Annotated in this window: 13 protein-coding genes; 11 read left to right on the forward strand and 2 right to left on the reverse strand. The window is 63.1% G+C overall.

Annotated elements, in window-relative coordinates; all coding sequences use genetic code 11:
• Window positions 1-23 precede the first annotated feature (23 nt).
• The 6 genes from ACT9T4_RS18460 to ACT9T4_RS18485 all read left to right on the forward strand — a co-directional run bounded on the left by ACT9T4_RS18460 (window position 24) and on the right by ACT9T4_RS18485 (window position 8,089).
• Window positions 24-734, forward strand: a complete 711-nt coding sequence (locus ACT9T4_RS18460; RefSeq protein WP_499118353.1) for a (2Fe-2S) ferredoxin domain-containing protein — start codon at window positions 24-26, stop codon at window positions 732-734.
• 178 nt (window positions 735-912) lie between these two features.
• A complete protein-coding gene (locus tag ACT9T4_RS18465; RefSeq protein ID WP_179539459.1) occupies window positions 913-2,661 on the forward strand; it encodes a sensor histidine kinase in 1,749 nt (582 codons plus the stop codon).
• Between the two features lie 93 nt (window positions 2,662-2,754).
• Window positions 2,755-4,098, forward strand: a complete 1,344-nt coding sequence (locus tag ACT9T4_RS18470) for a sigma-54-dependent transcriptional regulator (RefSeq protein WP_179539460.1) — start codon at window positions 2,755-2,757, stop codon at window positions 4,096-4,098.
• A gap of 464 nt (window positions 4,099-4,562) precedes the next feature.
• Window positions 4,563-5,519, forward strand: coding sequence for a TAXI family TRAP transporter solute-binding subunit (locus tag ACT9T4_RS18475; RefSeq protein WP_499118354.1), 957 nt, complete (start codon window positions 4,563-4,565; stop codon window positions 5,517-5,519).
• A 117-nt stretch (window positions 5,520-5,636) separates the two neighbouring features.
• The gene (locus ACT9T4_RS18480; RefSeq protein ID WP_042554998.1) at window positions 5,637-7,700 is read left to right on the forward strand and encodes a TRAP transporter permease; all 2,064 of its coding nucleotides are present in this window, start codon (window positions 5,637-5,639) and stop codon (window positions 7,698-7,700) included.
• A complete protein-coding gene (locus tag ACT9T4_RS18485) occupies window positions 7,697-8,089 on the forward strand; it encodes a DUF1850 domain-containing protein (RefSeq protein WP_179539462.1) in 393 nt (130 codons plus the stop codon). Before ACT9T4_RS18480 ends, ACT9T4_RS18485 begins: the two co-directional genes overlap by 4 nt.
• Window positions 8,090-8,190: 101 nt before the next feature.
• On the opposite strand, the gene ACT9T4_RS18490 is transcribed toward ACT9T4_RS18485, so the two are convergent.
• Together ACT9T4_RS18490 and ACT9T4_RS18495 are read right to left on the reverse strand one after the other, a co-directional pair.
• Window positions 8,191-9,003 carry an ion transporter gene (locus tag ACT9T4_RS18490; RefSeq protein ID WP_499118356.1) on the reverse strand — a complete coding sequence of 271 codons (813 nt, stop codon included), beginning with the start codon at window positions 9,001-9,003 and terminating at the stop codon, window positions 8,191-8,193.
• Between the two features lie 274 nt (window positions 9,004-9,277).
• Entirely contained in the window at window positions 9,278-9,970 is a 693-nt protein-coding gene (locus ACT9T4_RS18495) for a GntR family transcriptional regulator (RefSeq protein WP_499118358.1), read from the reverse strand.
• 335 nt (window positions 9,971-10,305) lie between these two features.
• Between ACT9T4_RS18495 and ACT9T4_RS18500 the strand changes: the two genes are divergently transcribed.
• The 5 genes from ACT9T4_RS18500 (at window position 10,306) to ACT9T4_RS18520 (ending at window position 15,229) form a co-directional block, all read left to right on the forward strand.
• Window positions 10,306-11,442, forward strand: a complete 1,137-nt coding sequence (locus ACT9T4_RS18500; RefSeq protein ID WP_499118359.1) for an ABC transporter ATP-binding protein — start codon at window positions 10,306-10,308, stop codon at window positions 11,440-11,442.
• On the forward strand, window positions 11,442-12,776 hold the full coding sequence (locus tag ACT9T4_RS18505) for an ABC transporter substrate-binding protein (RefSeq protein ID WP_042553492.1): 1,335 nt from the start codon (window positions 11,442-11,444) through the stop codon (window positions 12,774-12,776). The genes ACT9T4_RS18500 and ACT9T4_RS18505 overlap by 1 nt, the downstream gene beginning before the upstream one ends.
• A gap of 142 nt (window positions 12,777-12,918) precedes the next feature.
• A complete protein-coding gene (locus ACT9T4_RS18510; protein ID WP_373565163.1) occupies window positions 12,919-13,710 on the forward strand; it encodes an ABC transporter permease in 792 nt (263 codons plus the stop codon).
• 2 nt (window positions 13,711-13,712) lie between these two features.
• Window positions 13,713-14,531, forward strand: a complete 819-nt coding sequence (locus ACT9T4_RS18515; RefSeq protein ID WP_179539466.1) for an ABC transporter permease — start codon at window positions 13,713-13,715, stop codon at window positions 14,529-14,531.
• On the forward strand, window positions 14,528-15,229 hold the full coding sequence (locus ACT9T4_RS18520; protein WP_042553489.1) for an aspartate/glutamate racemase family protein: 702 nt from the start codon (window positions 14,528-14,530) through the stop codon (window positions 15,227-15,229). The genes ACT9T4_RS18515 and ACT9T4_RS18520 overlap by 4 nt, the downstream gene beginning before the upstream one ends.
• The last annotated feature ends 22 nt before the right edge of the window (window positions 15,230-15,251 follow it).

A 15,251-nucleotide genomic window follows, 5' to 3' on the forward strand; every position in this document is an offset into this window, starting at 1 on the left:
CGCCCTTTTCCCGGAGCCTACCCATGACTACCACGCCCTACGCTCAGGTGCTGTTCGCCGGTCCGGATCTGCTCGACGGCTCCTTTGCCGAGCTGTTTCGTGCCCGCCTGGTCGAGCTGCGTGGCGAGCCTGCGCTGGCCGAAATCGTCGATACCGGTGCCGGTTATGACGGTCTCTGGCAGCGCGTGCAGGAGGGCAGCGGCAGGCTGCTGGTGATCGACCTGGAGGCGCAGAGCAGCAGCCAGCATGTCGACTGGCTGCGCAGCGAGCTGGCGCGCCTGACCGAGCCTGCACGGGTGTCTGTCACCAGCCTGTTCGGCCAGCTCGATGCCGATGCAGCCGGGGCCGCCTGTGCATTGCTCGAACGCCCGGAGCTGCACCTGAGTTGCCTCGATGTGCCAGCGCTGCCCGGCAGCCACGCCTGGTCGAAGATTCCCGCTCACCAGTACCGCGTGCTGCTGTGCAACGGCCCACGCTGCACCCGTCGTGGCGCTCTGCCGCTGTGGAAAATGCTGCGGGAGAAGGTCAAGGCTGCTGGCCGTCTGGAATGCGAGGGTGGCGTGCATATCACCCGTACCCAGTGCCAGTTTCCCTGCGATCAGGGCCCGACGCTGACGGTCTACCCGCCGGGTCATTGGTATCAGGTGCGTAGCGAGGAAGACGTGGTGCGCCTGGTCGACGAGCAACTGGTCGCTGGCCGTGCGGTGCCCGAACTGATGATGGCGCGCCCCTGACCGGTATCGCCTGGAGCCCGGGTTGAGCGTAGCGAGACCCGGGTCTCTTGAGCAGCCCGAACCTGCTGCCCCGGGTTACTCCTTCGGCTAATCCAGGCTACATCGGCGGCTGCATCCCCTACTCGACCTGAACTGATTTCGGGCTAACATGCCGGCATCATAAAAATTCGAGTCGTGCATGACCGCCCTGTTTCTGCGTTATCGCATCGTTGCCATCGTGCTGTTGGTCATCCTTGGCCTGGCCGTCAGCCTGTGGCTGGCCAGCCGCTATGCCGAGCAGCGGGCCTGGGAGGATCGCAGCAGCGAGGCACACGGCCAGTTGCAGCTGTATGCGCAATCGATCCAGACCCTGGTCGACCGCTTCCGTTCGGTGCCGGAGTTGCTGTCCATGGACGGTGATATTCAGGCACTGCTGCAGGCACCGGACGATCCGCAGTTACGCGACAAGCTCAACCGTCGCTTCGAAATGCTCAACGCCGCCGCTGGCGCCAGCGTGCTCTACCTGATCGACCGCCAGGGCCTCACCCTGGCGGCCAGCAACTGGAACGAGTGGAGCAGCTTCGTCGGCAGCAACTATGGCTTCCGCCCCTACTTCCAGGATGCGCTGCACCGCACCGCAGGTCGCTATTTCGCGGTCGGGGTGACCACTGGCGTGCCCGGTTACTTTCTCTCCCATGCGGTGTACGACGATAACGGCGCGGTGATCGGCGTGCTGGTGGTCAAGCTGGAGCTGGAGGAACTGCAGCGCGAGTGGGTGGGCCAGCCCGGTGTGCTGCTGGTGGCCGACAGCTACGGCGTGGTGATTCTCAGCAGCCGGCCGGCCTGGCGTTTCCGTGCCCTGGATGAGCTCGACGAACTCGATCACGCCGAGCTGGTGGAGGTGCGCAAGTACGCCGAGCGCCCCCTGGAGGTGCTGTCCACGGAGCCCGGCCCGTACTTCGAGGGCAATGCGGACTGGATGAACATCGATGGTCCGGATGGCCGGCAGAGTTACCTGTGGCAGCGCCAGGAGTTGACCAGCGAAGCCTGGACGCTGCACCTGCTGATCGAGGAAAACAGCCTGGGCGACACCGCGCGCAGCTATCGTCTGGCCGCGGCCGGTGTATGGCTGACCCTGGTATTCCTGGTGCTGTTTCTGGTCCAGCGTCACAAGAACCAGCGCCTGCAGGCGAGCATCCGCGAGAACCTCGAACGTGAGGTGACCCTGCGTACCGCCGAATTGCGAGAGGCCCAGGAAGGCCTGGTACATGCCGCCAAGATGGCGGCGCTGGGGCAGATGTCGGCGGCCATGGCCCATGAGATCAACCAGCCGCTGACGGCCATCCAGATGCACCTGGGCAGCCTCGGCCTGCTGCTCGACAACGGCCGCGAGCGCGAGGTGCGCGAGGGCCTGATCCGCATCGATGGTCTGTTGCAGCGCATGGCCAGTCTGACCGGCCATCTGAAGACCTTCGCCCGCAAGAGCCCGGCGGGGCTCAACGAGCGTCTGTTGCTCAGCGATGTGCTGGAGCAGGCGCTGTTGCTGCTGGCGCCACGCCTGCGCAGCGAGCAGGTGGAGTTGCGCCGCGAAATTCGCAGCGAGGCCCGGGTTTCCGGCGATGCCATTCGCCTGGAGCAGGTGGTGCTCAACCTGCTCAACAATGCTCTGGACGCCATGGTCGACAGCCCGCGGCGTATCCTCGGGGTGACCATCGAGTTGCTTGGCGACAGCTGTGCGCTGGAGGTCAGCGATGTGGGCGGCGGCATTCCCGAAGAGCATCTGGGTAACGTCTTCGAGCCGTTCTTCACCACCAAGCCGGTGGGCGAGGGGCTCGGACTCGGCCTGGCGATTTCCTACGGCATCGTGCGTGATCTGGGCGGCAGCCTGGAGGCGCGCAACGGCCCTGACGGCGCCATCTTCATTCTGCGCCTGCCGCGCGCGGGGTGAACCGGGCGGGTTTGGCATTTCGTGTAACGACGCCGTGGCTGGCGGGCCGATGACCGGGCGCTACACTGCGCGATCCAAGAATAAGGAGGTGATATGGGTGGTCAGGTAATCGTCGTCGACGATGAGGCAGCAATCCGCGAAGCGGCGCAGCAATGGCTGGAGTTGTCCGGTTTCAGCGTGCGTACCTGCGCCAACGCCGCCCAGGCGCTGGCCCTGATCGACGTGGATTTTCCCGGCGTGCTGATCAGCGATGTGCGCATGCCCGGCACCGATGGCCTGCAACTGCTGGACAAGGTGGTCGCCTGCGACCGCGATCTGCCGGTCATCATGATCACCGGGCACGGCGATGTGCCCATGGCCGTGCAGGCGCTCAAGCAGGGCGCCTATGACTTCATCGAAAAGCCCTTCACCCCCGATCGCCTGCTCGACACCGTGCGCCGAGCTCTGGAAAAACGTCGCCTGGTCTGCGAGAACCGCGGCCTGCGCCAGCAGTTCGCCCTCAAGGACGGTATCGCCGCGCAATTGCTCGGCGTGTCGCGGCCCATGGAGCGCTTGCGTCGACAGATCCTCGACCTGGCCGGCACCTCCGTGAACGTGCTGATCCGCGGTGAGACCGGTTCCGGCAAGGAGCGCGTGGCGCGCTGCCTGCACGACTTCAGCGAACGTGCCGACAAGCCCTTCGTGGCCCTCAACTGCGCCGCGATTCCCGAGCATCTGTTCGAGAGCGAGCTGTTCGGCCACGAGAGCGGCGCCTTCACTGGTGCCCAGAGCAAGCGCATCGGCCGTATCGAACATGCCGACGGCGGCACCCTGTTCCTCGACGAGGTAGAAAGCTTGCCGCTGGCGCAACAGGTCAAGCTGTTGCGCGTGCTGCAAGAGAAAACCCTGGAACGGTTGGGGTCCAACCGCAGCATCCACGTCGACCTGCGGGTGATCAGTGCGGTGAAGCCGGACCTGCTCGATGAAGTGAGAGCCGGGCGTTTCCGCGAGGATCTGCTCTATCGGCTGAATGTCGCCACCTTGCAGATTCCGGCGTTGCGCGAGCGTCGTGAAGACATCTCGCTGCTCTTCGAGCATTTCGCCGAAGAGGCCGCACAACGCCACGGTCGCAGCCTCGAACCACTGACACCCGCCGAGCTGGCCGCGTTGCTCGGGCATGAGTGGCCGGGCAACGTACGCGAGCTGGTCAACGCCGCCGAGCGCCACGCCCTGGGGCTGAGCGGTGCGGCCCAGGAACAGGCCGGCCAGTCCCTCGCCGGGCAGATGGAAACCTTCGAGGCGCAGTGCCTGCACAACGCGCTGCTGCGCTGTCGCGGCAGCATCCTGCAGACCATGGAACTGCTGCAGGTACCCCGCCGTACCCTCAACGAAAAGATGCAGCGCCATGGTTTGCAACGCAGCACCTATCGCCCCGCCGGAAGCGGCGACGAGGATTGAGCAGCACCTGATGGGCCGTTCACCCTTGCTGGTGGGCTGAAGCCCACCCTACAGTCTGAGGCGGATTGCTGCCCGGCCCACCCGACGTCTGCGCGCTCCCCGTGTAGGGTGGGCTTCAGCCCACCAATAGTGGAGTTGCCAGATCATTTCCACGCTCTGCGTTCGCTTCTGAGAAGCGTCGGTCTTTCTGGGCGGAATCTTGCCGGTCGCCGGTCCGCGAATAGGCGGGCTTTCGCTGGTTTCAGTCGCTGCGAAAACCCTCTACCGCTCTGGCACGGGAATTCTGGGCGCTGGCATGGCATCTGCAATGTCGCTTGGGCAACCGGCATTCGAGTCGGTGACCATAACAAAGACAACAGGTCGTCAGCGGCAGCGTGATTTTGCTCTCTGTTCGCCGCTCTCCGTTCTCTCTGGTCATCGATCCCGCACCGGCTCTCTGACAAGAATAATCACGGAGAAACACCATGCGACTGACCAAGCGCTTCAGCCTCTTCGCCGCCGCTGCGGCCTTCACTGCCAGCACCGCCGCACTCGCCGCACCCACCTTCATCAACGTGCTTACCGGCGGTACCAGCGGGGTGTATTACCCGATTGGCGTGGCCCTTTCGCAGCTTTACGGCAACGGTATCGAGGGTGCCAAGACTTCCGTGCAGGCGACCAAAGCCTCGGTGGAAAACCTCAATCTGCTGCAGGCAGGCCGGGGTGAACTGGCCTTCGCGCTTGGCGATTCGGTGGACGATGCCTGGAAGGGAGTCGAGGACGCTGGCTTCAAGGCGCCGCTGACCAAGATCCGTGCCATCGCCGCCACCTACCCGAACTACATCCAGATCGTGGCCAGCAAGGAATCCGGGATCAAGACCCTGGAAGACCTCAAGGGCAAGCGCATCTCGGTCGGCGCGCCGAAGTCCGGCACCGAGCTCAATGCCCGGGCCATCTTCAAGGCCGCTGGCCTGAGTTACAAGGACATGGGCCGGGTCGAATTCATGCCCTATGCCGAGTCGGTCGAGTTGATCAAGAACCGCCAGTTGGACGCCACGCTGCAGTCTTCCGGGTTGGGCATGGCGGCGATCCGCGACCTGGCGTCGATGGTGCCGCTCACCTTCGTGGCGATTCCCGAGGAGGTCGTCACCAAGATCGGCAGCAGCGCCTACCAGCCGATGGTGATCCCGGCCAACACCTATGACGGCCAGAGCGAGGATGTGCCGACTGCGGCGATCATCAACCTGCTGGTCAGCCATGAAGGCGTGTCCGACGACGTCGCCTATCAGATGACCAAGCTGATGTTCGACAACCTTGCCCGCCTGCGCACCGCGCATTCTGCGTCCAACGACATGAGCCTGGAGAAGGCCACGGAAGGCCTGCCGATCCCGTTGCATCCGGGCGCCGAGCGCTTCTACAAGGAAGCCGGCGTTCTCGAGTAACACCGATGGAAGAGGGGCCGGGGCCCGTGTCCGGCGCCCTCGTTCATCGAGTCAGCGTTCGCCCATGCCCTGATGGTGTCGGCGTACCGTTATCCCAGCTGTATCGAGAATCTATCCATGAGCGATCATCCAGGTCTGACCGGCAATCCCAGTCAGTGGCCCAAGGCCGTGTTCTACGTCGCGATCCTGTTTTCGGTCTATCAGATCATCGGGGCTGCGTTCCATCCTTTCTCCAGCCAGGTGCTGCGCGCCGGGCACGTCGGCTTCGTGTTGCTGATGGTGTACCTGTGTTTCCCGTTGCGGGGCCAGGGCCGGCCATGGACTCCGGTGGCCTGGGCCCTGGGCCTGGCTGGCCTGAGCACGGCGATTTACCAGTGGTATTTCGAGGCCGACCTGATCCAGCGGTCGGGCGACCTCACCCCCTTCGACATGGTGATCGGGGTGACCTTGCTGGTGCTGGTATTCGAGGCGGCGCGACGGGTCATGGGGCTGGCCTTGCCGATCATCTGCGGCTGCTTCCTGGCGTACGGCCTGTTTGGCGAGCACCTGCCGGGCGACCTGGCGCACCGTGGTTATGACTTCGACCAGATCATCAACCAGCTGTCGTTCGGTACCGAGGGTTTCTACGGCACGCCGACCTACGTGTCGGGCACCTATATCTTCCTGTTCATCCTGTTCGGCGCCTTCCTCGAACAGGCGGGGATGATCAGGCTATTCACCGATTTCGCCATGGGCATGTTCGGTCACAAGACCGGCGGCCCGGCCAAGGTGTCGGTGGTCTCTTCGGCGCTGATGGGCACCATCACCGGTTCGGGTGTAGCCAACGTGGTGACCACCGGCCAGTTCACCATCCCGCTGATGAAGCGCTTCGGTTACAAGGGCACCTTCGCCGCCGCGGTGGAAGCCTCGGCCAGCATGGGCAGCCAGATCATGCCGCCGATCATGGGGGCCGTGGCCTTCATCATGGCCGAGACCATCAACGTGCCGTACGTGGAGATCGCCAAGGCGGCGCTGATCCCGGCCCTGCTGTGGTTCGGCTCGATTTTCTGGACCGTGCACCTCGAGGCCCAGCGCCTCAAACTGGTTGGCCTGCCGAAAGACGAATGCCCGGATCCATTCGCGGCGATCAAGCAGCGCTGGTACCTGCTGATTCCGCTGGGTGTGCTGGTGTATCTGTTGTTCGCCGGCTTCACCCCGATGTTCTCCGGCACCGTGGGCCTGGCCCTGACGGCCATCGTCATCCTCGGCACGGCGATCGTCATGCGCGCCAGCAACCTGTGGCTGAAGATCGCCTTCTGGATCGCCCTGGGGCTGGTCAGTTCCGGGTTCCTCAAATTCGGCATTGGCGTGGTGTTCGGCGTGATCGCGGTGCTGGTTGCCGGCTGCTTCTACGTCAAGGGCGGGCGTGAAACCCTGCGCGCCTGCGTCTGGGCGCTGGCCGAGGGCGCGCGCCATGCGGTGCCGGTGGCGGTCGCCTGCATCCTGGTGGGGGTGATCATCGGCGTGGTTTCGCTGACCGGCATCGCCACCACCTTCGCCGGTTACATCATGGCCATTGGCAAGGACAACCTGTTCCTGTCACTGCTGCTGACCATGCTCACGTGCCTGATCCTGGGCATGGGTATTCCGACCATCCCCAACTACATCATCACCAGCGCGATTGCCGCGCCAGCTTTGCTTGAGCTGGGTGTGCCGCTGATCGTGTCGCATATGTTCGTGTTCTATTTCGGCCTGATGGCCGACCTGACGCCGCCGGTGGCGCTGGCCTGCTTCGCTGCGGGGTCGATCGCCAAGGAGAACGGCCTGAAGATCAGCCTGTGGTCGGTGCGCATCGCCGCCTGTGGCTTCGTCGTCCCCTTCATGGCGGTGTATGACCCGGCGCTGCTGATGCAGGGTGATGACTGGGGGGCGATCCTCTACATGTTCATCAAGTCGGTGTTTGCCGTCGGGTTGTGGGGCATGGCGGTGGTCGGCTATTGCTCGGCGCCGATGCGTGCGTGGGAGCGGCTACTGGTTTTCGCTGCCGGTGCTTCGCTGGTGATTCCAGCCTCGGTGTTCAGTTACGACCTGCTCGGGCTGTACAGCGTGACCACCGATGAAATCGGTTTTCTGGTCGCGGCCGCGGTGATTGCCCAGCACGTGCTGCGCGCACGCCGTCAGCCTGCACTGGCTGCAGCTTGATCGCACTGTGCATGGGGTTGGCCGGGGTGGTCTGGGCGCAAGTGCCCACCCCGGCTTTCACCCTGGCCTGGAATCACAGCATCGAGAAGATTCGCTGGGAAGAGGACTACCGCGTCAGTGCCGAGGGGTTGTTGCTCGGCGAGGCGCGGGTGCGCGGCAGCGGTGCCGGCATGGAGATTCCTGACGGCGCCGTATTGCGTGATGGCGCCTGGCATTACCAGCGTCGAATGCCGCCTCTGCAACCGTTACGCCTCGGCCGCACACCCGAGGCGGGCGACTATCAACTCTGCGATGCCCAGGGCTGTAAACCCCTCAGCGAGTGGCTCGGGCCACCGACGGCCAATCAGCCGGCGGTGGAGCTTTGGAGTTGTGAGCTGACCGATCCTTGATCCTGCAAGTAATTGCAGCCATGTGGAGCGCGCCATGCGCGCGAAAGAAATCGCGGGCATGGCCCGCTCCCACAGACGGCCTGCTTGCTCTGCCGCACTGATCAACGGCCCTGCCGCATCTCCCGCAACTCCGCCCGCAATGCCTTCAACTCATCCAGGATCATCTGCTCGCGCTGCAGCCGTGCATCGACTTCGGGATCAGGCCCCTGGGCGTCCTGCATGGCATTGACGATCACTGCAATGAACAGGTTGAGCATCATGAAGGTGGCGATCAGCACATAAGGAATGAAGAACACCCAGGCCAGTGGATAGACCTCCATGATCGGTCGCACCGTGCCGCTCGACCAGCTGTCCAAGGTCATCATCTGGAACAGCGAATACAGGCTGGCGGTCAGCGAGCCGAACCACTCGGGAAAGCGCTCGCCAAACAGTTGCGTGGCCATCACCGCCGACACGTAGAAGATCAGCCCCATCAGCATGATGATGCTGCCCATGCCGGGCAGCGACGCGAGCAGCGCCTGCACCACCTTGCGCATGCTCGGATTGATCGACACCAGGCGCAGTACCCGCAACACGCGCAATGCCCGCAATACGCTGAACGGCCCGCTGGCCGGCACCAGCGCGATGCCCACCACGATGCAATCGAACACCGCCCACGGATCACGCAGCAGGCCTATGCCACGGGCCGCGAAGCGCAGCGCCAGCTCGATCACGAACACCGCCAGGATGAACATATCCACAGGCAACAACAGCCAGCCCCACTCAGCGACGATCTCCTTCGAGGTGAGCAGGCCGAGGATGGCGGCGTTGATCAGGATCAGCACGGTGATCAGGCGCTGCACGGGGGTGCCGTCCATCACCTCGGCCAGTTTCAGGCGCCAGGTGGCGTTCGAGGAAGGTAGGGGGCTGTTCATGGGCGTGCGTCAGTCGATGTCCGGTTCGGTCAGAAGGCTGACGATTCTAAGGTCTCAGGCTGGCAGTGATCAGGCACAAGCGGCGTTTCGGCAGGGATTTCGGGTTACCCATTGTTTCAGCAGACCGATCTCGAGGGTAATTGCCGCCCCGCAGGTTTTGAAAACCACGAGCATGGGCTTGCACTCCGCGTGGCTGCGAAGAGGGGCTACCCTGCCTAAGGGGGAGAAAGACGTGTTCGCCCTGCCGCGATTTCGATTCCGACTGCGAGCCGATTTACCCGGATGACTGCTGCGCAAACACCTTGAACAGATCGACCTCTTCGCTTTCCGGTGGGGCCAGGCGCAGACGCTGTTCGATATTCAGCAGATGCTCCTCCATGCACTGCGTCGCCTGCTGAACATTACCGTCGAGCAGGGCCTTGGCCAGGGCTTCATGCTCGTTGTGCGAGCACTGGATGCCGTTATGGTTTTCATACAGGGCGATGATCAGCGAGCTACGGGCTATCAGGCCTTCGAGCATTTCGCCCAGGGTGCTGTTGCCGGCGATACGTGCCAGCAGGCGATGGAAGTCCCCTGACAGGCGGATGAATTCGGGTTTGGCCGGTTCATGCCCAAGTGCCAATTCGGCCTTCAGGTGCGCTTCGATGGCGCGGCGGTCGGGGGCTTGCATGCGCTTGCAGGCTTCTTCGATCAACGCCTTTTCGATCACCCGGCGTGCGGCGAACACTTCGCGGGCCTGTTGCGGCGTGGGTTCTTCGACAAAGGCGCCACGGTTCATTTCCAGGCGCACCAGCTTGAGGTGAGCCAGGTCGCGCAGGGCACTGCGGATGTGGTTGCGGTTGGCCTGAAACACGTCCACCAGGTTGAGCTCGGTCAGGCGAGTACCGGGCGGCAGACGCTGCTCGACGATGGCATCGTAGATCGCGTTGTAGATGCGTTGCACTTCACGAATGACGTGACTGGCCATGGGCGATGCTCGTTTGCGTGGGAGCCAGGGCGGCTGAAGCTTGGCGGCAGTGTAATTGTTAACAATGAAGCGGCAAAGGGGGAGAGGGCTATACCGGGTGGTGCACGGCGTTATCGCATTGCCCTATTGTTGTGCAATGCACGCTATTTTTCAGGATTTAATCCGTTATGTAGGGCGTATGCCGTCTTTTCACCGTAACTGAAAAACCATCCGTTTTTCAGCCGGATACACAGTGCGGGAGAAGTCTGGTGCAGGTTGTGAGCAGCGAAGTGGCAGCCTGGCACATCCGTTGCTAACACTTGTTTTATAATTGTTAGCAATTTCGGGCGGCAAGCATGTCTGGGAAAGGTCAGGTCGAGCTGGTGGCGGTGCACAAGGCCTACGGTGCGCGGGTGGCGGTCACCGATCTCCATCTGAAAATTCCCAGTGGCAGCTATTGCTGCCTGCTCGGCCCCAGCGGCTGCGGCAAGAGCACCACCTTGCGCATGCTGGCCGGGCACGAAGAGGTGAGCGAGGGCGACATCCTCATGGATAACCGCAACGTCACCGAGTTTTCGCCGACCCAGCGCGGCACGGCAATGATGTTTCAGAACTACGCGCTGTTCCCGCACATGAGCTGCCTGGACAACGTCGCCTTCGGCCTGCGCATCGCCGGCATGGCCAGGGCCGAGCGCCACACCAAGGCCCGCGAGCTGCTGGCGCTGGTGAACATGCAGGATTACGCCGAGAGTTACCCCGAGCAGCTTTCCGGTGGTCAGCAGCAGCGAGTGGCGCTGGCCCGTGCCCTGATTACCCAGCCGGACGTGGTGCTGCTCGACGAGCCGCTGTCCGCTCTCGACCCGTTCTTGCGGATTCGCATGCGCAAGGAGCTCAAGGCGATCCAGAAGCAATTGGGGCTGACCTTCATCCACGTCACCCACTCCCAGGAAGAAGCCTTCGCCCTGGCCGATCTGGCGGTGGTGATGGACGGTGGCAAGATTCAGCAGGTAGCGCCGCCACGGGAATTGTTCGAGCGGCCGGCCACTCCCTTCGTCGCGCAATTCATCGGCGGCCACAGCCTGATGCGTGGCGAGCTGACTGCGCGCGAGGCAGATCGCGTGGTACTCAGCGTCGAAGGCACAGGGCAGGGCAGCCTGAGTCTGGCGCAACTGGGCGACGATTATGCCGAGGCCATGGTGGGCACGCCGCTGGCGTTCTCGGTGCGCTGCGATCACCTGGACATCCTGCCGCCAGGCAGCGCTCCGCCAGCCGGGCAGTTTGGCTTGCCTGCGCGGGTCTGCGATGTCGAGTTCCAGGGCGCTTTCATCTACGTCGAATGCCAAACCGCCAGCGCTACGCCGCTGATGGTTTACCTGGCCGACCGCCAGCGCCAGGTACCCGAGGTGGGTGCAGAGGTCACCCTGGCCTGGGACGCCGCGCACCTCAACCTGTTCTCCCCGCAACACGCCAACCCGACAGAGGAGGTTCACTGATGAGCGAGCACGATGACAGCACCCCGCAACTCCCCGCCGAAACCCCGCAGGTGGAATCCGCCAAGGGACTGTCCAGGCGCAGCCTGATCAAGGGGCTGGGGGTGGCCTCGGCAGTGGCCGTGGGTTCCGGCGCGATCACCGGTTTTCCGATGATCTGGGCGCAGAACATCAAGAACATCACCTTGCGTCAGTTCGGCACCGGGGTGTCCAACCTCAACGACATCGCCATGAAGGCCAAGGAAGATCTGGGGATCACCCTGCAACTCACCGCACTGGACTCCGATGCGGTGGCGCAGCGGGCAGTGACTCAGCCACGCTCCTTCGACATCGCCGACATCGAGTACTGGATCGGCAAGAAGGTGTACCCGTCCGGCACCATGCAGGCCATGGACACTCAACGACTGAAGAATTTCGACAAGATCTCGCCGCTGTTCATCAACGGCAAATTGAACGCCGATTCGGTGATCGCCCAAGGTACTGCGCCACACACCGTTGGCTTCGTCGAAAGCGCCGATTCGCTGAAGTTCGCCAGTGAGCCGACCCGCTGGATGACGCTGGTGCCGACCATCTACAACGCCGACACCCTGGGCATTCGCCCGGATCTGGTCGGGCGTCCGATCAAGAACTGGCGCGACATCATGGATCCGGCCTTCAAGGGCAAGGCCTCGATCCTCAACATCCCGTCCATCGGCATCATGGACGCGGCGATGATCTGCGAATCCATGGGTGAGATCACCTATGGCGACAAGGGCAACATGACCCAGGCCGAGATCGACAAGACCATCGCCATCCTCATGCAGGCGAAGAAAGATGGCCAATTCCGCGCCTTCTGGAAGAGCTTCGATGAGTCGGTGAACCTGATGGCTTCCGGTGAGGTGGTGATCCAGTCCATGTGGTCACCGGCCGTGGCCGCCGTGCGCAGCCGCGGTGTGGCCTGCACCTACCAGCCGCTGGAAGAGGGCTATCGCGCCTGGGGCGGCGGTATCGGTCTGGCCAAGCACCTCAGCGGCCTGGAGCTGGATGCGGCCTATGAGTACATCGACTGGTACCTGTCGGGCTGGGTCGGTGCCTACCTCAACCGCCAGGGCTACTACAGCGCCGCCCCGGAGACCTCCAGGCAGTACATGAGCGCCGATGAATGGGGCTTCTGGATGGAGGGCAAGGCCGCCCAGAGCGACATTCTCAGCCCGGACGGCAAGGTCATGGAAAAGGCCGGCGCGGTGCGTGATGGCGGCTCCTATGAGCAGCGCATGGGCAGCGTGGCTTGCTGGAACTCGGTGATGGACGAGAACCGCCACATGGTCCGCAAGTGGAACGAGTTCATCGTTTCCTGACCCGGCCGTAGCGGTGGGTGGCGCCGTTTCATCCACCGCCGCGCCTGCGCCACCTCACTTTCTGCGTACTGGACTCGATATGCGCACCGGACTCGCCAACATCAGCCACCTGCAAGCCCTGCCGCTGGCGCTGACCCTGCTGCTGTTCCTGGTCTTCCCCATCACGGTGATCGTGGTGGTGAGCTTCTGGGACTACGACTCCTACCAGTTGATCCCGGACTTCATCTTCGGCAACTACCAGTACCTGCTGTCATCGCCGACGACCTTGCAGGCTTACCTGAATACCTTCAAGTACGCCTTGCTGACCTGGCTGATCACCCTGACGCTGGGCTTTACCGTGGCCTATTACCTGGCCTTCCACATCCGCAGCAACAAGGTGCAAACCTTGCTGTTTCTGCTGTGCACCATCCCGTTCTTCACCTCCAACATCATCCGCATGATTTCCTGGATACCGCTGCTGGGGCGCAATGGTCTGGTCAACAGCGGCCTGATCGGCGCCGGGTTGATCGAACAGCCGCTGGAGTTTCTGCTGTACAGCGACTTCTCCATCGTTCTGGCCTATGTGCACCTGTACACCCTGTTCATGGTGGTGCCGATCTTCAACACCATGATGCGCATCGATCGCCGCCTGATCGAGGCCGCGCGGGACGCGGGAGCGCAGACCTGGCAGATCCTCCTGCTGGTGATCGTGCCGCTGTGCAAGTCGGGCATTCTCATCGGCAGCATTTTCGTACTGACCCTGGTGATGGGCGACTTCGTTACCGTGCGCATCATGGGGGGCGGCCTGCATGCTTCGGTCGGCGTGCTGATCCACAACGAAATCAGTTTGCTGCAATACCCGGCGGCTGCGGCCAGTGCCGTGGTGCTGCTGGCCACGGTGCTGCTGATGCTGGTGGTGATGTTCCGCCTGGTGGATATCCGCAAGGAGCTATGACCATGAAATCCACGGCACGGCCGTTGAGCTTTTATTGCCTGAGCCTGTTCTTTGGCCTGTTCGTACTGTTCCTTTACGGGCCGACCCTGACCATCGGCATTCTCTCGTTCCAGGGGCCGGACGGCGGGTTGACCTTTCCCATGAACGGCGTGTCCCTGCACTGGTTTCACAACCTGTTCCAGGCCCAGCAGGTGGGCGATTTCGCCGGTGCCTTCAGCCGTTCGATTCTCCTCGGTATCGCGGTGATGGCCTGCACACTGGTGTTTTCGGTGCTCGCCGGGTTCGCTTACCGGCGCCCATTCGCTGGCAGTCAGGCACTGTTCTACCTGACGTTGGCGAGCCTGATCATTCCGTCGATTCTGGTCAGCCTGGGCATTGGCCTGATGTTCGATCGCCTCGGCTGGGAGCCGATCTGGTACAGCTCGGCCTTTGGCGCGCACCTGACCTGGACCTTGCCGTTCGGCCTGTTGATCATGTTCGCCGTGTTCAACCGCTTCAACCGCGCCTACGAAATGGCGGCCCGCGACCTCGGCGCGAGCGCCTGGCAAACGGTACGCCTGATCGTTCTGCCGCTGATTGCCCCGAGCCTGTTCGGCGTGGCGCTGTTCGGCTTCACCCTGTCCTACGACGAATTCGCCCGCACCCTGATGGTCTCCGGCAGCTTCAATAGCCTGCCTCTGGAAATCTTCGGCATGACCACCAACGTCACCACCCCGGTGCTCTATGCGCTGGGCACACTGACCACGCTGTTTTCCCTGGCGCTGATTGGTCTGGTGCTGCTGTTGATGAATCTGAGCCAGCGTATGAGAAAACCCGTATGAAGATTCGCGTGATCAATCCCAATGGCTCGGCGGGCATGGCCCAATTGCTGGATGCAACCTGCCAGGGCATCAAGGCGGCCGATACGCAGTTGAGCGTGATCCATCTGCCCGGCTCGGTGGCGAGCATCGAGGGCGCTGCCGATGGCGTGTGCGCGGCTTATCACCTGCTGGGAGCGATGCGTCAGGGCCAGGAAGAGGGCGTGCAAGGTTTCGTGATCGCCTGTTTCGACGACACCGGCCTGGATGCCGCTCGCGAATTGGCCAGCGGCCCGGTGCTGGGCATCGGCGAAGCGGCCATGCACGCGGCGAGCATGCTGAGCGTGCGCTACTCGATCCTTACCAGCCTGCCGCGTTCGATCCACATCATCGAGCGCAACATGCACAGCTATGGTCTGCAGCGGCGCTGCGCGAATATCCATGCGGCGGATATTCCGGTGCTGGAGCTGGAGCGCGATCCCGCCCATTACCTGCGTCTGCGCGACCTAGGCCAGCAGATCCTGCGCGATGACCGTAGCGAGTGTCTGGTGATGGGCTGCGCGGGCATGAGCCAGTGGGCGCAGCGCCTGCAGGAGGATCTCGGCGTGCCGGTGGTCGATGGGGTTCAGGTGGCGTTGAAATGGGTGGAGGCGCTGGTGCAGTTGCGCCTGGGCAGCAGCAAGAGCCTGAGCTATGCCTGGCCGCGCGAGAAGGTGGTGTAGCGGCTGTGCCGCTGGCACATTT

The organism is Pseudomonas sp. SZ40 (genome assembly GCF_052958135.1).